The following is a 21532-nucleotide window of genomic DNA, read 5'->3' on the forward strand; positions in this document are numbered from 1 at the left end:
TTAATCCCAATCAGGGTCATAATAGTTCTTTTTAAACCACATTCTATAGAGTTCTCCGACTAATAGCTTAGCTCTATATACATATATTGGAGCATTTAGTCCTTTCATTAAATGCTCATCTCTTGAGAAAACAAATCGATACCCAATTCCTACACCTAAAGCAAGCCATCTGGTTATTTTATACTGAGCCGCCCCAGAAGCTACAAAAATAGATGTATTCCCCATAAACAAGGGCTTATTAACATTCATTAAAGTATCTCTGTAGGATAAATTAACTTCTCCTCCTCCTAAATGTATAGGTGTGGACATTTCCCAACGTTTAGTTTTGTACCAAATGTATTCGTAAAATAAACTATTATACCTAAAGTTAAAGAAAAGCGAATCGTTTGAATGAGGATATTTATTTTTGTTCAATTCTTGTTCTAAGATCACAGGTTTTTGCATTCCATACAAGCCTAACCCTAATTTATGTTTATCTTTTAACTGAACACCTATCCTAAGCCCCCAAAATTTAGTGTTATTTTTTAATACAAATGAGCGATTAGCATCCAACCCAAAGATAAATTTTACTTTTTTCTTTTGAGTTAATGTATCGGATGTTTGAGCAAAGACACTAGTCAAACTAACTATTGCTATTACTGTTACAATATATTTTTTAAGCAAGTTGAATGAATCCAAAATTTATTCTAATTCTGTATTTTTGAATAATGAATCTACAAATTCATGCTTATTAAAAACCTGTAAATGATGTATTCCTTCTCCTACACCTATGTATTTTACAGGTATTTTAAACTGATCTGAAATCCCTATTACAACTCCACCTTTAGCAGTTCCATCTAATTTTGTTAAAGCCATAGAAGTTACTTCTGTAGCTTTGGTAAACTGGGTTGCCTGTTCTATTGCGTTTTGACCAGTTGAGCCATCCAAAACCAACATTACATCATGTGGTGCATCTGGAATTACCTTTTTCATTACATTTTTAATTTTCGTCAACTCATTCATTAAGTTGATTTTATTATGTAATCTTCCAGCAGTATCAATAATAACAACATCGGCTCCCTGTGCCTTGGCACTTTGTAATGTATCAAAAGCAACAGATGCTGGATCAGCTCCCATTCCTTGTTGTACTATAGGTACATCTACACGCTCAGCCCATATTTTTAATTGATCTACAGCAGCAGCTCTAAAAGTATCAGAAGCTCCTAAAACAACCTTATAGCCTTTCTCTTTTAATTGATGTGATAATTTACCTATTGTAGTCGTTTTTCCTACACCATTTACCCCTACTACCATGATTACATAAGGATCACCATTTTCGGTTTTTGGGATTGAAAAATCTACTGCATCTACAGTATTATTTTCCTCCATTAGAGCAGCTATTTCTTCTCTAAGCACTTTATACAGTTGCTTCGTTGTTACATAACCGTCTTGTTTAACCCTATCTTCTATCCTATCAATAATTTTTAAGGTAGTGGTTACACTTACATCTGAGGACACTAAAACTTCTTCTAAATTATCTAATACTTCCTCATCAACGGTATTTTTCCCAGCTATTGAAGTAGCTATTTTTGAGAAAAAACTTTTCTGAGTTTTTTCCAATCCCTCATCTAAGTCTTTCTTCTTTTCTTTTGAAAAAAATTGTTTCCACCCCATGTTTAATTGTTTTTATTGAAAGACGAATCAACTACTTTTTCTTAGGGTAAAACTGTATTTTCCCTAATCCATCCAATATTCTTTTTAGCACATCAAAATATAGTGTTGCTATTAAGCCTAATACCATCAACCATATTACGATTACATTGGCTAAAAAAGAATCTAAATAAACACCGAAGATTCTTTTTCTTGGCGCATAAAAATGTGCTTTGAAATAATCATAATCGTACGGGTCTAAATAAACAGGATCTGTTTTTTGAATGACATTATCGTTATTTTCGTCTGTAAATGTTAATGTATTTGCATTAGTTACAAAGTCTTCTAATGCTTTATTTTTATATTTATTTCTAAAAGTTTGAAAACTTTCATCCTTTAATTTACCAAAGAACTTTCTCAATTTTTTATACTCTTTTCCAGTGATTAAGCCCTCTTTCTTTTTAGCTTCTAAAATTGCCTTAAATTCGGCATTTGGACGAGTATATATTTGTTGTACACTATCTTTCTTTGCTTCAAAATAATTATAAATATCTTTATATCGTTCTTTTAAAGTTGTAAAATATTCTACTAGGTTATCGTATGTTTCAACATCAAAGTCGTTGATATTAATCTTGTCAACTCCTTCTAATTGGATGGCATTGACATGTCTCAACTCTTTTTCAACTTCATTCTTAACAATATGGAGCTTTCTTGTAACCTCTGGCCTTTTGTACTCTAAATTATGGGTGCTTTCAATGAATCGTTTAGCATCATCTATTTTCCCTTGTAAATTACTAATCCATTGATCTTTTTTCCAATTAGCAAAAGACATTTCCTTATCGAAACTATAGAAGTTACGCTCGTATTTGTTTTCTTTAAACTGAGTTATTGCTAATCCTTCATAAGCCCATCTTGAAGCCATAACATTTCCAATCCATGGAACGTGGCTTTTCTCTGCAAAAACAGGATTTAACTTATCAAACGAAACTAAAATACCACTAAATAATAACTGTGGTATAATCAGGATAGGAATAAGGATATAGATTACTTTAACAGAATTAAAACTAGCTGAAATATTTAATCCTAAGATATTAGCAAAAGTTGAAACTGAAAATAGAATAGTCCAGTAATAAATATTTAATCCTTCTATTTCCAATACCCAGTTCCCCACTACAACATAGAAGAGCGATTGAATAGCTGAAATAATCAACATAATAGAAATCTTTGAAAACAGATAACTCCCCTTACTCAAATTTAGAAACTTCTCTCGCTTTAATATTTTCAAATTTCCAATAATCTCCTCTGCACTTGTTGTTAACCCAATAAATAAAGATACAATTACAGAGATAAAGATATACTGCGGAACATTACTACTTTCATAAAACACATATACAGACTCTCCATTTGGTGCTATCGTTAGATACTTCATAAAGAAGGCTAACACTAGTCCTAGTGCAGGAGCTTGAAACATGGTAATAATCATGTATTGACGATTCGTCAATTTAGAGAGGACATCTCTCACAAAGAATACGCTAACTTGTTGTAATTTATTAGGAATTTTAAACCCACTTTCAGGCAATTCCGTTTCGTCCTTGATGGTGTTTTTATGCGTTTTTTGGTACTCCTCATAATGTTCATTCCATTCTTTAGGAGAAACCTTTCTATTTTCAGTCAAATTCCCATATTCATCAACTACTTTTGACTCAATAATATTGAAAATTTGCTCTGGATTGACATTACCACAAGTATGACATTCACTCTCTTCTGCGTTGGCGTGATGTGCTAATGTTTTAAAATAAATAACTGCATCTATTGGGTTTCCATTATAGATTGGATAACCACCTTGATCTAAGATCATCAACTTATCAAACATCTTAAAGATATCAGATGACGGTTGATGAATTACAACGAATATCAATTTCCCTTTTAATGCTAATTCTTTTAAAAGGTCCATAATATTTTCTGAATCTCTAGAGGATAATCCAGAAGTTGGTTCATCTACAAACATTACAGCAGGCTCACGAATCAACTCTAATGCAATATTTAGACGTTTTCTTTGACCTCCTGAAATTGTTTTCTCTAGTGGATTACCAACTTTTAAATCTTTGGCTTCATAAAGACCTATTGCTTTTAATGTTTTGACAACAAGTTTAACAATATCTCCATCTTCCAGATTCCCAAAACAAAGTTTAGCATTATAGAATAAGTTTTGGAATACTGTTAATTCCTCAATCAATAAATCATCCTGAGGTACGAAACCAATAACTCCTTCTAACTTTTCCTTTTCATGGTGCAAATCAATGCCATTTATAGTAACCTTACCTATTGTAGGAGTATACCCACCATTTAAGACATTTAACAAGGTGGATTTACCTGCACCTGATCCCCCCATGATTCCAATCAATTTTCCAGACTCCTCTGTAAAATCAATATTATGCAACCCTACTTTTCCACCTTTAAAGTGGTATTGCATTTTCTCTGCCTTAAAGACTATTTTTTGAGCTGCTGCATCGCTTAAATAACGACTGATAATGTCACTATAATAAACAGGCTGCACTTTAGAACTTCTTAGAGATGAACCTTGCGTTAAGATATGTACACGATCTTGAGTCAACAACTGTCCATTAATAGACAACTGATGGGTCCCATAATACTTAACAAAATAAGTTCCAATTGACTGCACCCTCAAAACTCTAGCAAACCCTAACATGGTTTCCGAGTACAGGTGCTTTGAATGTTCAAATCTATTCCCTAAGTTATTATCTACAACTAGATAATTCTCATTATCGATAAAATCGTTTTCTTCTGCTTTAACGAACTCAAGACATTGATCAAACTCAGCTCTAATGATGTTAAATGTTTCTGCTACTGTGGTAACAAACTCTAACTCTTGTTCGGCAATTACATCATTAGCATTCGTAAATTCTAGAATACGAATAAATACAATAATCTTTTGACGTTGCGCTAACTCTTCGTTAATAGAAGTACATATACGAAGTACTTTTACGGAGTTTACAGAAGTACGTTTTCTTCTAGTATTTGTTTTTCTTTTACGTTTACTTGAGTGATGTCCAATTACGTATTCATCAAATACTTCTAAGTATTCCTCCACCAATTCTTGATTCAATTCTTGACTCAAGAACGTTCTCACAATCTGTCTACCCTTAGATTCTAACTGTATTTCTCCAGTTTCCTCATCAATATCAACCTTTGCAATAATTGCAAAGAGTTGCATAAGGGCTTTCAGTATTCTTTCGCTCATCTACTTAGTTATCAGGTTTTACTAATTATTTTTATTTTTGTTTAGCAAACCCAATCATAACTGAAGCACAACCAGATACTTTTTTATCAACATCTAATTTAACTTCTACTGTACAATCTAATGAGTTTTCGACAGCAAAATCCCAGTATGGAGCATACTCGTAATCTTCATTTGAAAACAATAAGTTTCTTTCTTTATCATATACTTCAAAGATGATATAATCATCATCAATCCCTGCAGATGTTGCAATTCTGTATGTAGACCCACCATAAAAAGTAGCTTCAAATTCAGCAGCTTCATCATCGTTTAAAAAAGCTCTATACACTTGTCCATCAGAGATAAACACACGGTTCATCGCTTTATCTTTATCAGTATGTAAATATCCACTTGTAATAGCTGTAATAGAATCACATGTTATTTGAGCATAAGAATTACTTAGCGTAAATAAAGCTACAATTAATACGGTATATTTTATTATATTTTTCATCTATCTTAGTTCTTTAAAAAGTTTATCCAATCATTGAGTTTCTAATCTCTTTCACTCCCTCAACAATTTTTGTCAAAGTTTCATCTGAAATTTCAATAGTATTCTTACTATTAATATTTGTCACTTTCTTAACAGGGTCTGTTACAGGTTCTACATACTCATATTTGAAGTTAATCCCCTCAAAATGTGTTAATAAATCCTCAAGCTCTATTGTTAAATCTTCATATTCTTCAACTTCAGTATAACCTTCTAAAGACTTCAACATTGCAATTAAGTTCGTCAATGCTTGCTTTTGTTCAGCAACACGATTAATCAATTTCTGGTTTTTCGTTTCAACTGCAGATTGAGAAGCGAAATAAACAGCTTCTACCCAACCTCCTACAACAACTAAAGCTGCAATATTTGACTTGTCATTATTCTTTAAATAATCATCTGCATTTTTATACGCTTCATTCACAAAAACCAACATAGAATCTTGATTCTCCATATTGGAACTAAAACGTTCAGCTAATTTATCATTGAATGCTCCAGCTAAATCTAGTTCTCCAGCAATTTTACGTACTGCTTTTAGATATTTCAAACTTAAATCTGTATTCTCGTATAAGGTAATATATCCCATATCTGCACCATATATCCCCATATTCAAAGCTTTTTTAAATGAAGTCGTATAGGTATCTCCATTTTCAGCTTTATTTAATAATTCAGAATTAAATGCAGAACCCTCTTCCTTGATTAAAAACGCTGTTTGTACAGGTGAAGGTATTGTAAAAAACTTCCCACCTATTCTTAAAGTAAGATTGTCCTCTGGTTTTTGAGGCTCTTCAACAACCTTTTTAGTAATATCTTCAATTGCTTTTTCTACATCCTCAGCAGAGTTTGCATCATCAGCACCACCTCCACAACTCGATAAAGAAAATGATACTGAAGCCATAAGCAAAGCAGCGGTAATATTTCTGTATTTATTCTTCATTTTATACTTGATTTCTAAATTTAACTTATCTAATCTCCCAAAGAAAATAAATAAGTAATAAACAACCAAAAAAATAAGCTCGAATTTTTAAGTTATTTTGGTATTATCGTAAATTTGGGAAAATATTAAGTCTATTATGAAGAATAAAATAAAAACAATAGGGATTATCACTTCTGGAGGGGATGCTCCTGGAATGAACGCTTGTATTAGAGCCATCACAAGAAGTGCTCTTCACAATAACATGACTGCTTTAGGCTTTAAAAGAGGCTATAATGGACTTATTGAAAATGATTTTATTGAATTAAATTCAAAAAAAGTTAGTAATATTATCCAAAGAGGAGGCACTATTTTAAAAACTGCTAGAAGTGAACAATTTAGGACAATAGAAGGCAGGAAACAAGCTTATGAGAATTTGAAAAAAAACAATGTTGATGCTTTAATAGCAATAGGTGGAGATGGTACATTTACTGGTGCTTCTATCTTTTTAAAAGAGTTCAACATCCCCATTATTGGAATTCCAGGAACCATAGACAATGATTTGTTTGGAACAGATTATACCATTGGGTATGACACCGCCTTAAACACGGTTGTTGAAGCTGTTGATAAACTAAGGGATACAGCCAGTAGTCATGGTCGTCTTTTTGTAGTAGAAGTAATGGGTAAAGACGCTGGTTTTATTGCGCTTAGAAGTGGTATTGCTACAGGGGCAGAAGCGATTCTAATTCCTGAGACGACAACATACATTGAACACCTCCTGCAAAAGCTCGCTAAAGACAGATCTAAGAACAAACCTAGCAGCATAATATTAGTGGCTGAAGGAGATGACTTTGGAGGTGCTTACAAAGTAGCTGAAGCTGTTAAAGAAAAACATTCAGAATATGATATCCGTGTTACAGTTCTTGGTCATATTCAACGTGGTGGGAGTCCTACTGCATCTGATAGAGTTTTAGCTAGTCAATTGGGTGCAGGAGCAGTCGATTTCCTACTAAAAGGACAACAAGATGTAATGGTTGGAGTCATCAATAAAGAATTGGTTCTTACGCCATTTAGTCAGGCCATAAAACACCATCAAAAAATTAACAAACATTTATTACAACTAGCAGATATTTTAGCAATCTAGAAAGCGAAGTCCATTAATTCGCTTTCTCTAAAGTAAACATCTGGATAAAAACGAATTTGATGATTAGTATCTGCTTCCACAGTACAATATCGGATATGAACTGGCATCTTTTTATTGAACGTTACCACTTTCCTTTTCCTGTTTTTAATGAAAGTTTTTACAGAATCAATTGAATATTTATTGACCGAATCTTTCTCGAGCAAATAGGCAGCTAGTTGTAAAGGCTCATGTACCCTTACACAGCCATGGCTGTATGCTCTCCTACCCTTTTGAAAAAAACGTTTAGAAGGGGTATCATGAAAATAAACTGAATGTTTATTGGGGAAGATAAATTTTACGACCCCCAATGCATTGCTTCTACCTCCCTTTTGTCTAAACTTATAATTACTCCCTTGAGACCAATCTATCGTTTTAGAGTTCACAGCACTTCCTCCTTTAAACAATTCATACCCATTACGAGATAAATAGGTCGAATCTTTTTTCGCTTTAGCTACCAACTCTCCCTCAATAATACTTCTTGGGACATGCCAGTATGGATATGCAATCATGTAATCGAGTTTGCTATCTAATTCAGGTGTCCTTGTTGTATTTGTTCCAACCACGACTCTTTTTTCATGCTCAATTTTATTATTTACATAACATTTCATTTTATAAGTCGCTATGTTTACAAAAATATGACGCTCTTCGAACGGTTTAATCCATCTCCATTTTTCTAGTGCTACTCTTGCTTGCTGGTAAAAGTGGTTGGTACTCTTAGACAGCGTTTTAGCTGTACCTCTACCAATTACCCCATCTGGTTCTAAACCATGTTCATATTGAAACCGCTTGATTCCATCAATCAATAAAGAATCTGATACTGAATCTTTTTTTAAAATCCCATGTAAAACCAAAGCCTTTCTTGCTAAATGATATGTTTTTAACGAATCTTCTCTGTAGCTCTTTATTTTGATTACTGTATCACTCAGTTGAACGCGTTTTAAATAGTTTTCCAATCCCTTTTGCAACCTGATATACTCATCATTTTGAGGTTGTAAGGAAAGTAACTCTCCAATTACATCTTCCTTTTGTATTCCCGCAGACAACACCATCAACCAATTGGTGTCAACCTTTCTTCTCTCAAACTTATAATAATCCTTAACATCTTCGATTTGACCAAAGCTAATTTGCTTTCCAAATTGCGTGTAGTTTTGGGTCAACAACAACTCAGCTTCCTCAACAGTATTTTTTGCAATCTTCTTTTTTATAGTCCCCAGTTTATACTTTGCAGAATCAATACCATAAGCTCCAGCGTTTTCTAATAACAAAATCAGCGCATTAGCTTCACTAGTTAACTCCAATTCTGAATTAAACCAAACATAGTTTTTTCGATTTTGATAAAATTCCAGAAATGATGAATCAACAGCTCCCTGTTTAATCAACGTTTGTAATTCATCCATTTTTTGGGACGGAAATTTCTTAGCTGTAACTTTTTTTTCGTTGTTTGCTTCGACTCCAACGCTATCCTGTGGTTCAGCATGAGTACACCCTATAATCACCAGAGACCATATCAATATTTGCCAAAATTGCTTCATCCCCTGCTTCCAAAGATTGAACTTCCAACTCTTACAATAGTCGCACCTTCTTCAATAGCAATCAAATAATCTCCGCTCATTCCCATCGAAATCTCTTTAAAATCGATTTTATCTGAGAAGTGTTTTGCTTTTAATGTCGTAAAAATGGAATGCAACATTTTGAACTCTTCTCTTACCTGTTCTTGGTCAGTAGTAAATGTTGCCATTCCCATTACTCCAACAATGTTAACATACGGTAATTCTGCTAATGTTTTTTCAGCAATCAATTGCTCAACTTCCTCTAAAGAAAATCCAAACTTAGTACTTTCTTTAGCAATGTGAAATTGCAACAAACAGGCTACAACTTTTTGGTGTTTAGCCGCTTCTTTATTGACTTCTTTTAATAAACGTAAGCTATCAATACTATGAATTAAGGTAGTATGGGGAACGATATATTTGACTTTATTACGTTGCAAGTGACCTATAAAATGCCACTGAATATCTCCATTTAATTCTTGAGCTTTGTCTCTTAATTCTAAAGCTTTATTTTCACCAAAATGGCGTTGTCCCGCATGATAAGCTTCTACAATCATCGACGATGGCTTTGTCTTTGAAACCGCTACCAATTGAACATGATTCGGTATTTGATTTAATACCAAGGATAGATTTTTTTCAATCATTATTGTTTACTTCGTTTTTTCATTTAACCAATTTAAGACCATTTCGTATACTTCAGCTCTGTTGGTTTCATTGAGCATTTCATGGCGACCTGACGCATACATTTTTAAGGTAACATCTTTTATACCAGATTTTTTAAACTTATTGTAAACTTCTTGTGGTCCTTTTCCATAATCTCCAACAGGGTCCATATCTCCAGCAAACAGTAGTATTGGCTTTTCTTTCTCCATTTTACGAATATGATAGGTTTCGTTAATATAGAATACACCTTTTAATAAATCATTGAAAAATTGAGAGGTAAAAACTTGCATACAAAATGGATCTGCCATATATGCATCAACTATAGCCTCATCTTTAGAAAGCCAGTCTTTCTTTGTTCTCTTGTTTTCGTATTTTAAGTTATAATCCCAAAACATTAAAAAATCCATAAAGGGAGTGTTATTTTTTTTCCCCATCAACTTTAGGTTTAAATTGGAAACATGTTTACCAAACCAACCTTTCAATCCAGGGTGTCCTGCTGTTGCTGAAAAAATATACCCATCAATTTCTGGAGGACATAAAATTGCTATATTACGGGAAATAAAAGACCCCATACTATGCCCTAAAATATACAGGGGTAAATTAGGGTATTTTAAATCTAATTCTTTACTTAAATCGATCACATCTCCTACCACTTTATTCCAACCATCTTGCATAGCAAAATTACCTACTTTGTCTAAACTTCCTGCTGTTTTCCCATGTCCTCTTAGATCGCTTGCATACACTAAATAACCATGTTCATTTAGAAACAATGCGAAATCGTTGTAACGTGCTGCATGCTCACTCATTCCATGAACAATATGCACCACCCCTTTGGGCTGTTCACATTCCCAAAAATAAGTCACAAGATTGACCCCATCCTTTGCCTGAAAATTTTGATTTACAAAGTCCATAAAGAAATTTTTACACGAATGTAATGTTTTTTAAACTACAAAACTTCAATCTTGTGAAATTGTTAACTTTTATAAAAAAGTGTACCATATTTTGTAACTTAGTATTCTACTTCAATATCGATCTGTTTTGAGAAATATCTATTTAAAAATATTAGAGTTACCTGAACACGCCACCAGAGCTGAAATAAAAAAAGCATACCGAAAAAAAGCTTTTCAATATCATCCAGACAGAAACAATACTCCTAGGGCAGAAGAAATGTTTATACTTGTTAATCAAGCCTATATTAATTTATCTGAAGAAATCGAACCAGAAAAAATTAAAGAAGATGCTGCCGAATTCTATAGAAAATACAATAAAAACTTCACAAAAGAAGAGCTTGAAAACTATCTAAAAAAAGTACAAAAAGCTAAAGAATATAAAGAGAGAAAAGAAGCTAATATTTTAAAGATTAGTCTTCAAGAATTAAAAACATCTTTTATTTTAAAACTCTCTAACACTATCGCTATTATAAGTATTACTTTTGCTATTTTGTTGGTCCTTGATTTTTATATTTTGAACCCCAATCAAGAGTTTGGTATTGCCAAAAGATTTGAAGAGGCTTATCATGGTCAAATGATTAATTTAAAGCTAAATAACAATGATTTTATAAAAATCAGCACCTCTTTAGATGATCCTAATTTTGATGTTATTCGAGCAAACTATTTGGTTGAGCTTTTTCAGACTCCAATATTCAATCAATTTGCTAGTTTAAGAGTATTTGGACATCGTAAAACACCACCAATGGTGAACTACTCTTCTTTTTACAGTATTATTTTTGTATTGCTTTCCTTATTCCTCCTTCCAATATTTAATTTTATTTCAAAAGGGCCCAACAGTTTTTATATTATTTTTGTACATGTTAGCTTAGGTTTTCCTTTTATAGGGTGGCTTATTTGCTTATCTTTTTAAGACTATGAAACTATTTATTTACGCATTTTTTCTCATATTCCTTTGGGCTTGTTCAAGTAATTCAAACACAGAAACTCCCACAAAAACACTTCCTAAAAAATTAATTTCAAGAGTTGTTGATAGCGCTGCTATACGCGATTCGATTGAAGTGGCTCGACAAATTGCTTTTCAAAAAACGTTGATAACGGAAGAAAACGTGACCGAAAGACTTACTAAATTTGGACAAGAAAACCCTGAAACGAAAATTAAAATTAAAACCAAATATGGTTCGATTAAATTGAGACTCTATGAAGACACTCCACTTCATCGTGCTAATTTTATCATGTTGATCAAAAAAGGCTACTTTGATTCTACGCTTTTTTACAGAGTAATTGAGAACTTTATGATTCAAGGGGGAAACTCTGATTCTGATAACATTGGTGAAAGAATGCGAAATATTGGCTTGTATCATGTTCCCGAAGAAATCAGGCCTCATCACATTCACAAAAGAGGAGCTATTGCCATGGCCGTTCAAGACCAGTCTGATAGAGCTGAAGAGTTGCGCCATAAAAATTCAAGTGCATATAACTTTTATATCATTCAAAAAGGGCCTCTATCAAATGCATATATGGAAAAGCTAGAGAAACGATACAAAATGACTATTCCAGCTAAAAACAGAGCTATTTATAGAAAGTATGGGGGGAACCCTCATTTAGACAATCAATATACCGTTTTTGGAGAAGTCTACAGTGGGTTTAATACACTTGATAAAATTTCAAAAGTATTAGTAGACCATTATGACCGACCTAAAAAAGACATTTTTCTAACTATTGAAATAATAGAGTAAAACCTTTATTTTTTAGACTAAAATTAATATTATTGCCTCTCTAAAATCATTATATACCATGGAACAAATTTTACATCAAATTCTTTCTAACGCCAGTACTGTTATTCTACCACATTTTGGAGCGATAATAAAATTAGGGGAAAGCTATCAATTTAATGAGTTCTTAAAATATAATGACGGGAAGTTAATTGCAGCTGTAGAAACTGCTAAAGGGGTTTCAACTGAAGAAGCTACAGCAATTGTTTCTGATTATATTCGCTCTATAAAAGAAGCTTTACACGCAGATAAAGACTTTAATATTGGGGCAATTGGGATTTTTTCTAAAAAAGCAGATAAAGTAATTATCAAAAAAGGAACGGCCGCTGAAACATCGGCTAAAACTGAATCGACTAAAGCAACAGAAAAGAAAGCTCCCAACAAACCAGCTCCGTCAACCACTTCAGTTGCACCTAAAAAAGAAATCAAGGATACTCCTCCTGTAAAAAAAGAAACTCCAAAAGTTGAACTTTCTAAAACTACAACTAAAAAGACTGAACCAAAGTTAACTTCTGAAGAATTACCTAAAGCCTACACTTCAACCAACTTAGTTGTAGATAAAGCCATTGAAAAAATTAATACGTTAACTACAGCGCAAGAAATTACAGCTTTTGTTAAAGGTGAAAAAAGAGAACAAGTTTTAACAGTCGCTACTGAAAAGAAGAAAGCTTTAACAGCTCCCAAAGTAACTGCTCCTATTACTCCAAAGACTGAAAAGAAAGCAGAAGTTCCGCCTGTTGAATCGGAAAAACCTAAAACAGTTCCCCCAACAACAACGACCTCAACACCGAAAGAAGCGTCCAAAGAAACTAAACCTGTCCCCCCTGTAACGGCAACCAAGGCACCAAAAGAAACGTCAAAAACACCAGTTGCTGCACCTGTAACTGAAACTGAGTCTAAAGAGAAGAAAACTCCTAAAGCTGAGCCTACAACTACAGCAGCTGCCCCTGCTCCAACAACCAAAAACGATGCAAAAGATGACGACGTTAAAGAAGCGTTAAAAGCAGGAGCTATTGTGATTGAAAAGGAAGTTAAAAAACGAAAAAGAAACCGTTTAATCCTTTGGGTTGCCATTCTCTTACTGTTAATAGGCTCTTCAATTATTGGGTATTTAAAGAAAAACGAACTACTTGCTTTGATCAATAAGACAGAGCTTGCTGAACACAAAGATTCTGCACATCCTGAACATGGTGATGATCATAGCGAGGAACAACATGCTACTGCTAATTCAGAACAAGAACACTCTGAAGCAAATGCACATGATGATGAGCACCAAGAAACTACTCAACACGAAGATGAACATAATGCAGCAGCAGAAACTGAGACTGATGCTGAAGAAACAAGCGAAGCTCATGAAGATGCTGTTGTAGAAGAAACTCCTGAAGAAACTGTTGAAGAAGAAGTTACTGTTGAAGAAGAGGAAGAAACAATTGAAGAAGAGCCTGAAGTTATTGAAGAGGTAAAACCTGTAGCTAAAGGAAAATACAATATTGTAGTTGGCTCTTTTTCAGAGGAAAACAATGCCAACAAATTAGTTAAAAAATTAAATGCAGAGGGTTATAGCAATGCTAAAGTATTGGGAAAATATGGAGGCTTACATGCCGTTAGTATCGATAACTTTGAATCGAGAAGCGATGCTAAATCTGCTTTATCTGATATCAAATCGAAAGGATATAGTGGCTGGATTAAAAAGATTTAATCGTACCAATGCAACACAGCTACTGGGAAATAAAACAGTTCTTTGATGCTGTAGATTATACAGTAGTTGGAAGTGGAATAGTTGGAATTAATACAGCCCTAAGATTAAGAGTTCGTTTTCCAAAAGCAAAGATTCTTATCCTTGAAAAGGGGTATCTCCCTGCTGGTGCAAGCAGTAAAAATGCTGGTTTTGCTTGTTTTGGTAGTCCTTCTGAAATTTTAGATGATTTACAACATAGTACAGAAGAAGATGTCTTTCAATTAGTAGAATTACGAAAGAAAGGACTTGATCGACTACTGTTAACCTGTGGAAGCGCAGCAATAGACTATCAAATGAATGGTAGCTATGAAATTTTCACTGAAAAAGAGCACCAACTATTAGAAAAATGTTTGGATCATTTGAGTTATTTAAACCAACTACTCTACCCTATTTTCGGAACTGATACATATATCCCCAGTCCAGAAGCTATTCAACAATTTGGATTTGATGGAGTTCAACAGTTAATTAAGAATCAATTTGAGGGGCAAATAGATACAGGAAAAATGTTTACGCATTTAATTCAAATAGCTAGAGCTAAAGACATCAAGATCCTCAATGGCGTTGGCGTAACTGGCTATGAAGAAAATGGGAATAATTGTACCATACAACTTGAAAACGGCTATACATTCACCTCTCAAAAACTGTTGATCGCTACCAACGGATTTGCTCAACACTTACTTCCTGATTTGGAGGTATCCCCTGCCCGTGCTCAGGTATTAATTACTACCCCTATTAAGAACCTTAAGATTAAAGGAACTTTTCACTTAGAAAAAGGTTATTATTATTTCAGAAACATAGACAATCGAATATTGTTAGGAGGCGGAAGAAACTTAGCTTTTAAAGAAGAAACTACAACCGAACTAAAAACTACAGCTGTCATTCAGGACCGACTAGAATACCTTTTAAAAGAACTAATTTTGCCTCAGCAAGACTTTACTATAGCACATCGCTGGTCTGGGATTATGGGGGTAGGAAATTCTAATAAACGACCAATTATCCAACAATTATCTAATTCTGTATTTTGTGGGGTTAGAATGGGTGGTATGGGCGTTGCAATTGGCGCTTTAATTGGCGAAGACTTAGCTGATTTAATTGAATTATAAAAATCTTCAGCAGGCTATCATCTGTTGATTATTGTTCTTAATTCTTCCTCTATTATTTGAAGCCTAGCACTATTTGAAATATCTTTGAATCTTCATATCTAACCTTGACACCATTACTCAACTTAGAAAAATATATCAGACACAGAAACATGAGAATGTTACATTAGAATTTGAAATTAAACCAATTTCGGAACTATTGAGCTATCCTAAAAGCTATAATGCTCCTCATAAACATGATTTCTACTTTATGCTTTTTCTTTTTGAAGGCGAAAGTACTCAGCAAATTGATTTCGATCAATTTACTTTACACAGTAATCAAATAATGTTCATGTACCCTGGTCAAGTACATGCTTATCAATACCAAAAACATGTAGAGGGATACACGCTATATTTTACAGGAGACTTCATTAATAACAGTAACAGCTGTATCTATACTTTACATCAGTTCTTTTTTAATCAACCACAAGTTATCAATATTAAAAAATCAGATCAGCAAGTATTACGCACGCTTTTAAAACAACTTCTTCAAGAATTTTCAGAGCATAATTTAAATAAAAGGGAAGCGCTTAAAGCCTATACAGAACTTTTACTAACCACCTTTTTAAGAATAGTTTCTTATAATGTTAGTTTTTCAGAAATAACTTCCAATAAAGATTTTTTTAAACTGCTAAAACTCATTGATCAATACGCCAATACTGCTTTAAAAATGCATACCATTGAAAAAGAAGTTGGAATATCTCAGAAACAACTAAATTTACTTACCAAACAATATTTTGGTAAAACATTCTTCCAAGTGCTCAATGAAAAAAAAGTGCTAGAAATAAAAAAACAACTTTCAACGACTACATTAGCAATTAAAGAAATTGCTTATTCAAATGGCTTCTCTGACACCTCTCATTTGAATCACTTTTTTAAAAAGAAAGTGGGAGTTACTCCAATTCAATTTAGAACACTTTATGTCAATAAAAGAAATTGTTTTAAAGGCTAAAACATACAATACTTTGGAAATTTTCTACAATCCAATTTAGTTTTAGGGTTTTAATTTTGTCCCATTATCTTATTGATCATGGACAGAAAACTATTTATCAAACAATCATTACTACTAACAGCTTTTGCTTCTTCTTATCAATACATCCATTCAAAAGACTTCTTGATTCGCCCAAAAAGCAAAGATTTTCATCGCTTTTTCATGAACATTCGTTCTCTTTCTAAACAATACCTTAATCAGCAAATAAACGACTATGAATGGAGAGAAAAAACCAACCTTGAGTATCTAAATTATTTAAACAAAAATGAAATAATGAACTTCATTGATTACATTGACTTTAACCAACTAAAAAAAGAAATAGATTTTAAAGGGCTGGGAAGAGGAAGAGTATTAATGGATAGTCCAATTAACTTCGAGAACGAAAACTACCGACTTAAAACACAAATTATAGGTATACAAAAAGGGTACGCCATCCCTCCTCATGTTCATAACAACATGTCTAGTATTTCCTTAGTCTTATCTGGAGAGCTTCAGGTATCTCATTACAATCGTTTATCATCTCATCAAGATTATTTATTGGTAGAAAAAGACAGCGAAGTATATCAAACCCCAGGTAATTGGTCGATGGTTTCTCCAATAAAAAACAATCTTCATTGGTTTAAAGCCTTAAAAAATGATGCATATCTCTTAAACATCAATGTAGAAGGGTTGGGTAATAAAAAAGCCGAACCAGGAATCCGTGTTGCTATTGAACAGCCCGATCAACGCGCAAACATTTATCGGGCAAAAATTATTACTAATGATGAAGCTCAAAAGCGATACGGGAAATTATAAATTCCTTGATTACTATGTATTCGCTTCTTTAAGTAAATCTATAATTAGATGCGTACTTGTTTTGATTCTTCTAGACCTAAAAAACAATAATAGGAATAAAATCCCACATAATACAGCTAAAACCTCATCAGTATAAGGATGAACGTTATATTTAATTATCATGAAATTCGCTACCATTAATATGATTAATGCTGAAACAAATAATCCTAAAAACCATAAAAGTACAGACTTTAAAGATATTGGGCGTAACTTAAAAACATTAATCACAACTTTATAATGTCCTACTAAAACGTTATTCCTGTATAATCGATATTCAGGAACTTTCATGTTAAGTAGCTTATGAGTTAACTTATATTCATCTCCCTCTGCTGAATGGAATACTGTTTCTTTTTGTATTGTCCAACTTCTCTGTTCAAGGATTAGTGCATTATTGATAAATATTTTTTCTTTTCCAGAAAAGGATGAAGCCCAATATTTAATCATCGTTTGTTTATCAATATCAAAAACCAACCAAATCCCATTTTTCATTGAACCAACACTATGTTTAGGTAGCCCTTTAGTTTGCATCAACTCCATATTACTCTACTACCAACAGCTCTTTTACCCCATTTATTTGAAGAAAATACATCCCTTTAGCTAAAGAAGCTATAGCTATAGTTAAATGGCTGTAATCTCCTTGAAAACTTTGGTTAAAAACCTTTTTACCCGATACTTCATAAATTTCAACTTTGGGATGATGTTGAATACGATTAAAATCGATCTGTATCTGCCCATGAGTTGGGTTAGGATAAATATTCATCGAAAAGTTTATTTGCTCTTCAAGTCCTACTTGAGCTGGATCATAAAGGTTGATATTATCTATATAAACATCATTTCCTCCCCCAGCTGTAAACTCAAACTTTACCATAAATTCCCCAGTATAATAGGTCGATGTAATATTGTTGATGATTACATTTTCCCAGTCGTTTTCTGTAGGTATAAATTCCGTAGGCACTACAGCTGGTACTGTTGCTATATTAGCTGAGGAGATTGTTTTTCGAGCCACCCAATTTACACCACAATTCTTACTAATATAAACCCTCATTTTATCCGTATTAGTAGCATCAGTTTTAGCAAAAGCATAATCAAAGCTTAAAACCAAATCATTGGCATGTGTTAGGTCAATTGGTTTGGAATAGAAGTTGGACTTACGACCAGAAACGTCATCTATATTGGAGAGCATTACACTTCTATTACTATTTTTCCCAACAGATGTGCTTATCTCCCAAGAATCATCAACAGGATCTGTAAACCAATGTGACCCCTCAATTTCATTTTCCCATTCAAATCCTTCTACCAATGCATTTCGTTCCCCTGGCGAAGCAAAAACCTCAATAAAATTCGTTTTAACGATACTATCGCTATGGGTTCCATTGTCCACGACCAACTTAACTTCATATCTACCAGGGGTGGTGTAATTGACCTCCACAACAGAATCATTAGAGGTATTGGGAATTCCTCCTTCAAAAGACCATGTATAAGCGCTAATATTATCTGGAGCTACAGCTGTAAAAGAGACTGTTTCTCCTGCACAAAACTGACGTTGATTAGCATCTATATCAACACTACAAATAGTCGTATTACCATCTATTCCAGTGGCGATTAAATTACTGGGAGACCAAAGGTTATTTCTATGAGCTACAGTAGAGTTCAATGCTGCATGCATTCTTAATTTTTGTCCTTCTGTAAACATACTATTCAAATAAGTGTACTCCATAAAGTTCTGCATATTATCTAACGATCCACAGGTAGAAGTATTAAGGTTTTGTCCAGAATTCCCTATGGTATTTGGAGTATCAGTTACTCCATCATCAAAAGCGCAATTTCCAGCGTCACCAACAGGTAAATAAGGATAATTAGGAACATTATTTCCTCCCCAAACATGTTGTAAGTTTAAATAATGTCCTACTTCATGAACAATCACCCTAGAACGTAGAGTATTTCCTGTACCAATATCCCCCAAATAGGAATGTTGTAAAACTATCCCATCCCATTCTGGAATTGTATCAGCTGCAGACGGGACTAAAGCATGACCTGCTAAACTAGCAGCTTCAGCGGTGATATATATGTTCAAATACTTGGCAGGATCCCAATGCACAATGTCTTTAACGTTATGAAATCCCGAATAAGTGCTAGAATCTACATTTCGAGTTATTCCATTCGTACAATTCCCATCAGGATCTAATTGTGCCAACTTAAAAGCAATTTGACAATCAACAGCAATTTCCTTAAAGGGAGAAATCAATAACGCAGTATCTGGATTTCTCATTTGAAACCCTTCATTTAATACTCTTAAACCATCTAACACCTGAGCATTTGAAACATACTCATCTCCATAATTATGTATAATATGAAAAACAACAGGTATTGTGTATAAAATTCCACTTTTGTTGTGCTGATGACTTTGTGCTTGTTGGATAAATTGCTGGGTAAACTGTTCTAGTTCTTGATGTGTGTTGATTATTTTTTGATGTATTCCTGGATATTGATGATACAATTCTTGATGCATTTCATCTGTTCCACATTGATGGTTTTGAGCTAAATTTTCTACCAATAAGAACATCGTCAACAGCAATAATACCAGACTTTTCATATTTTTTAACTTAAAATTAAGAAAACAAAGATAAACCTTATTTTAAACTTACTCAATAGTATTAATTATTCTCTCAGTTTCATTTTTTAAATCGCTTTGTAAACCTTATATTCGCGAACCAAAACACACACATATCATGTCTGAATCTACTAAAAAACAAAACTTAAAATTCAATAAAAATGAAGATGAGATGAAGCTAAAAGTTTCATCTTTGAGACGAAAAATGTCTAAAATAGCTTTAGGAGGAGGGGAAAAGAAAATTGAGAAACACCACGCTAAAGGAAAGATGACTGCTCGTGAACGTATCGATGCTTTATTAGATGACGATGCAGAGCGTATTGAAATTGGAGGTTTTGCAGGTTATGGGATGTATAAAGAATATGGGGGATGCCCATCTGCAGGTGTTGTTGTTGTTATGGGGTATGTTTCTGGAAAACAATGTATCGTTGTAGCCAACGATGCTACAGTAAAAGCTGGTGCTTGGTTTCCGATTACAGGAAAGAAGAATTTAAGAGCTCAAGAAATTGCCATTGAAAACAAGCTTCCTATCATCTACCTAGTTGATAGTGCTGGCGTATTTTTGCCGATGCAAGATGAAATTTTTCCTGACAAAGAAAATTTTGGAAGAATCTTTAGAAATAATGCCGTAATGAGTAGTCTTGGTATTACTCAAATAGCTGCTGTAATGGGAAGCTGCGTTGCTGGTGGAGCTTATTTACCTATTATGAGTGATGAATCTCTTATTGTTGATAAAACAGGAAGTATTTTCTTAGCTGGTTCTTACCTTGTAAAAGCCGCAATCGGTGAAAATATCGATAATGAAACTTTAGGAGGAGCGACAACACATACAGAAATTAGTGGTGTTTGTGATTATAAGAGTCCTGATGATGCTACTTGCTTAAAAACCATTAGAGACATTATGGACAAAGTTGGTTCTACAGAAAAGGCTGGTTTTGACCGTAAAAAGGCTGTAAAACCAAAATTAGATGAGCAAGAGATCTACGGTATTTTTCCAGAAGATCGTAACACACCTTATAAAACGCTCTCTATCATTGAACGTTTGGTTGATAATTCTGAATTTACAGAATATAAAGAAGGCTATGGACAAACAATTATTTGTGGTTATGCCAGAATTGATGGTTGGGCTGTAGGAATTGTTGCTAACAACCGTGAAGTCATTAAAAGTAAAAAAGGAGAAGTTCAATTTGGAGGTGTTATCTATAGCGATAGTGCTGATAAAGCTGCTCGTTTTATTATGAACTGTAACCAAAAGAAAATTCCTCTAGTCTTTTTACAAGATGTAAGTGGATTTATGGTGGGTTCTCGTTCTGAACATGGTGGAATTATTAAAGATGGAGCTAAACTTGTTAATGCAATGTCTAACTCTGTTGTTCCTAAATTTACGGTTATTTTAGGAAATTCTTATGGAGCAGGAAACTATGCAATGTGTGGAAAAGCTTATGATCCTCGTTTGATTGTTGGATGGCCAACAGCTCAAGTCGCTGTAATGGGTGGAGCACAAGCTGCTAAAGTTTTACTACAGATAGAAGTAGCTAGTAAAAAAGCCAAAGGTGAAGAATTATCTGAAAAGGAAGAGGCTGAGTTGTTCAATAAAGTGAAAGCTAAATACGACGAACAAACAACGCCTCTATATGCAGCTTCTAGAATTTGGTTAGATGATATTATCGACCCACTTGATACACGTAAATGGGTGTCAATGGGAATAGAAGCAGCCAACAACGCTCCTATTGAAAAGCCATACAATGTTGGGGTTATTCAAACTTGATTCAATAAAAGA

General features: G+C 33.6%; 18 protein-coding genes. 8 read left to right on the forward strand and 10 right to left on the reverse strand.

From position 1 onward, the window contains the following. The 5 genes from N4A35_15680 to N4A35_15700 are packed head-to-tail and all read right to left on the reverse strand — an operon-like array spanning position 1 to position 6348. Complete coding sequence (locus N4A35_15680; protein ID MCT4582852.1) at positions 1–678, reverse strand: hypothetical protein; 678 nt, start codon at positions 676–678, stop codon at positions 1–3. A gap of 3 nt (positions 679–681) precedes the next feature. Continuing rightward, positions 682–1653 carry a signal recognition particle-docking protein FtsY gene (ftsY, locus tag N4A35_15685; GenBank protein ID MCT4582853.1) on the reverse strand — a complete coding sequence of 324 codons (972 nt, stop codon included), beginning with the start codon at positions 1651–1653 and terminating at the stop codon, positions 682–684. 31 nt (positions 1654–1684) lie between these two features. Then, positions 1685–4891, reverse strand: coding sequence for an ATP-binding cassette domain-containing protein (locus tag N4A35_15690; protein ID MCT4582854.1), 3207 nt, complete (start codon positions 4889–4891; stop codon positions 1685–1687). A gap of 31 nt (positions 4892–4922) precedes the next feature. Then, a complete protein-coding gene (locus N4A35_15695; protein ID MCT4582855.1) occupies positions 4923–5378 on the reverse strand; it encodes a hypothetical protein in 456 nt (151 codons plus the stop codon). 22 nt (positions 5379–5400) lie between these two features. Beyond that, on the reverse strand, positions 5401–6348 hold the full coding sequence (locus N4A35_15700) for a hypothetical protein (GenBank protein MCT4582856.1): 948 nt from the start codon (positions 6346–6348) through the stop codon (positions 5401–5403). A 136-nt stretch (positions 6349–6484) separates the two neighbouring features. Here N4A35_15700 and pfkA point away from each other — a divergent pair, with 136 nt between their 5' ends. Further along, positions 6485–7468, forward strand: coding sequence for a 6-phosphofructokinase (pfkA, locus tag N4A35_15705; GenBank protein MCT4582857.1), 984 nt, complete (start codon positions 6485–6487; stop codon positions 7466–7468). Here the strand turns inward: pfkA and N4A35_15710 are convergent. The 3 genes from N4A35_15710 to N4A35_15720 are packed head-to-tail and all read right to left on the reverse strand — an operon-like array spanning position 7465 to position 10628. Then, positions 7465–9039, reverse strand: coding sequence for a L,D-transpeptidase family protein (locus N4A35_15710; protein ID MCT4582858.1), 1575 nt, complete (start codon positions 9037–9039; stop codon positions 7465–7467). The genes pfkA and N4A35_15710 overlap by 4 nt on opposite strands. Beyond that, positions 9036–9701: a YggS family pyridoxal phosphate-dependent enzyme gene (locus N4A35_15715; protein ID MCT4582859.1), complete on the reverse strand. Its 666-nt coding sequence runs from the start codon at positions 9699–9701 to the stop codon at positions 9036–9038. Before N4A35_15715 ends, N4A35_15710 begins: the two co-directional genes overlap by 4 nt. A gap of 3 nt (positions 9702–9704) precedes the next feature. Next, positions 9705–10628 carry a lysophospholipase gene (locus tag N4A35_15720; GenBank protein MCT4582860.1) on the reverse strand — a complete coding sequence of 308 codons (924 nt, stop codon included), beginning with the start codon at positions 10626–10628 and terminating at the stop codon, positions 9705–9707. Positions 10629–10755: 127 nt separating this feature from the next. On the opposite strand from N4A35_15720, the gene N4A35_15725 reads away from it, so the two are divergent. From N4A35_15725 to N4A35_15750, 6 genes are all read left to right on the forward strand, one after another. Continuing rightward, on the forward strand, positions 10756–11577 hold the full coding sequence (locus N4A35_15725; protein MCT4582861.1) for a DnaJ domain-containing protein: 822 nt from the start codon (positions 10756–10758) through the stop codon (positions 11575–11577). Positions 11578–11581: 4 nt separating this feature from the next. Next, positions 11582–12403 carry a peptidylprolyl isomerase gene (locus N4A35_15730; GenBank protein ID MCT4582862.1) on the forward strand — a complete coding sequence of 274 codons (822 nt, stop codon included), beginning with the start codon at positions 11582–11584 and terminating at the stop codon, positions 12401–12403. A 58-nt stretch (positions 12404–12461) separates the two neighbouring features. Then, the gene (locus N4A35_15735; protein ID MCT4582863.1) at positions 12462–14138 is read left to right on the forward strand and encodes an SPOR domain-containing protein; all 1677 of its coding nucleotides are present in this window, start codon (positions 12462–12464) and stop codon (positions 14136–14138) included. An 8-nt stretch (positions 14139–14146) separates the two neighbouring features. After that, positions 14147–15280 carry an FAD-binding oxidoreductase gene (locus N4A35_15740; protein MCT4582864.1) on the forward strand — a complete coding sequence of 378 codons (1134 nt, stop codon included), beginning with the start codon at positions 14147–14149 and terminating at the stop codon, positions 15278–15280. Positions 15281–15476: 196 nt separating this feature from the next. Continuing rightward, on the forward strand, positions 15477–16268 hold the full coding sequence (locus tag N4A35_15745) for an AraC family transcriptional regulator (protein MCT4582865.1): 792 nt from the start codon (positions 15477–15479) through the stop codon (positions 16266–16268). 78 nt (positions 16269–16346) lie between these two features. After that, positions 16347–17102, forward strand: coding sequence for a hypothetical protein (locus N4A35_15750; GenBank protein MCT4582866.1), 756 nt, complete (start codon positions 16347–16349; stop codon positions 17100–17102). Between the two features lie 12 nt (positions 17103–17114). Here N4A35_15750 and N4A35_15755 read toward each other — a convergent pair whose 3' ends face one another. Together N4A35_15755 and N4A35_15760 are read right to left on the reverse strand one after the other, a co-directional pair. Next, positions 17115–17669: a hypothetical protein gene (locus tag N4A35_15755; GenBank protein ID MCT4582867.1), complete on the reverse strand. Its 555-nt coding sequence runs from the start codon at positions 17667–17669 to the stop codon at positions 17115–17117. A 10-nt stretch (positions 17670–17679) separates the two neighbouring features. Further along, on the reverse strand, positions 17680–19734 hold the full coding sequence (locus N4A35_15760) for a M43 family zinc metalloprotease (protein MCT4582868.1): 2055 nt from the start codon (positions 19732–19734) through the stop codon (positions 17680–17682). A gap of 136 nt (positions 19735–19870) precedes the next feature. Between N4A35_15760 and N4A35_15765 the strand changes: the two genes are divergently transcribed. After that, entirely contained in the window at positions 19871–21520 is a 1650-nt protein-coding gene (locus tag N4A35_15765; protein ID MCT4582869.1) for an acyl-CoA carboxylase subunit beta, read from the forward strand. Positions 21521–21532: the final 12 nt, after the last annotated feature.

The organism is Flavobacteriales bacterium, assembly GCA_025210295.1.
Lineage (GTDB): Bacteria > Bacteroidota > Bacteroidia > Flavobacteriales_D > Parvicellaceae > S010-51.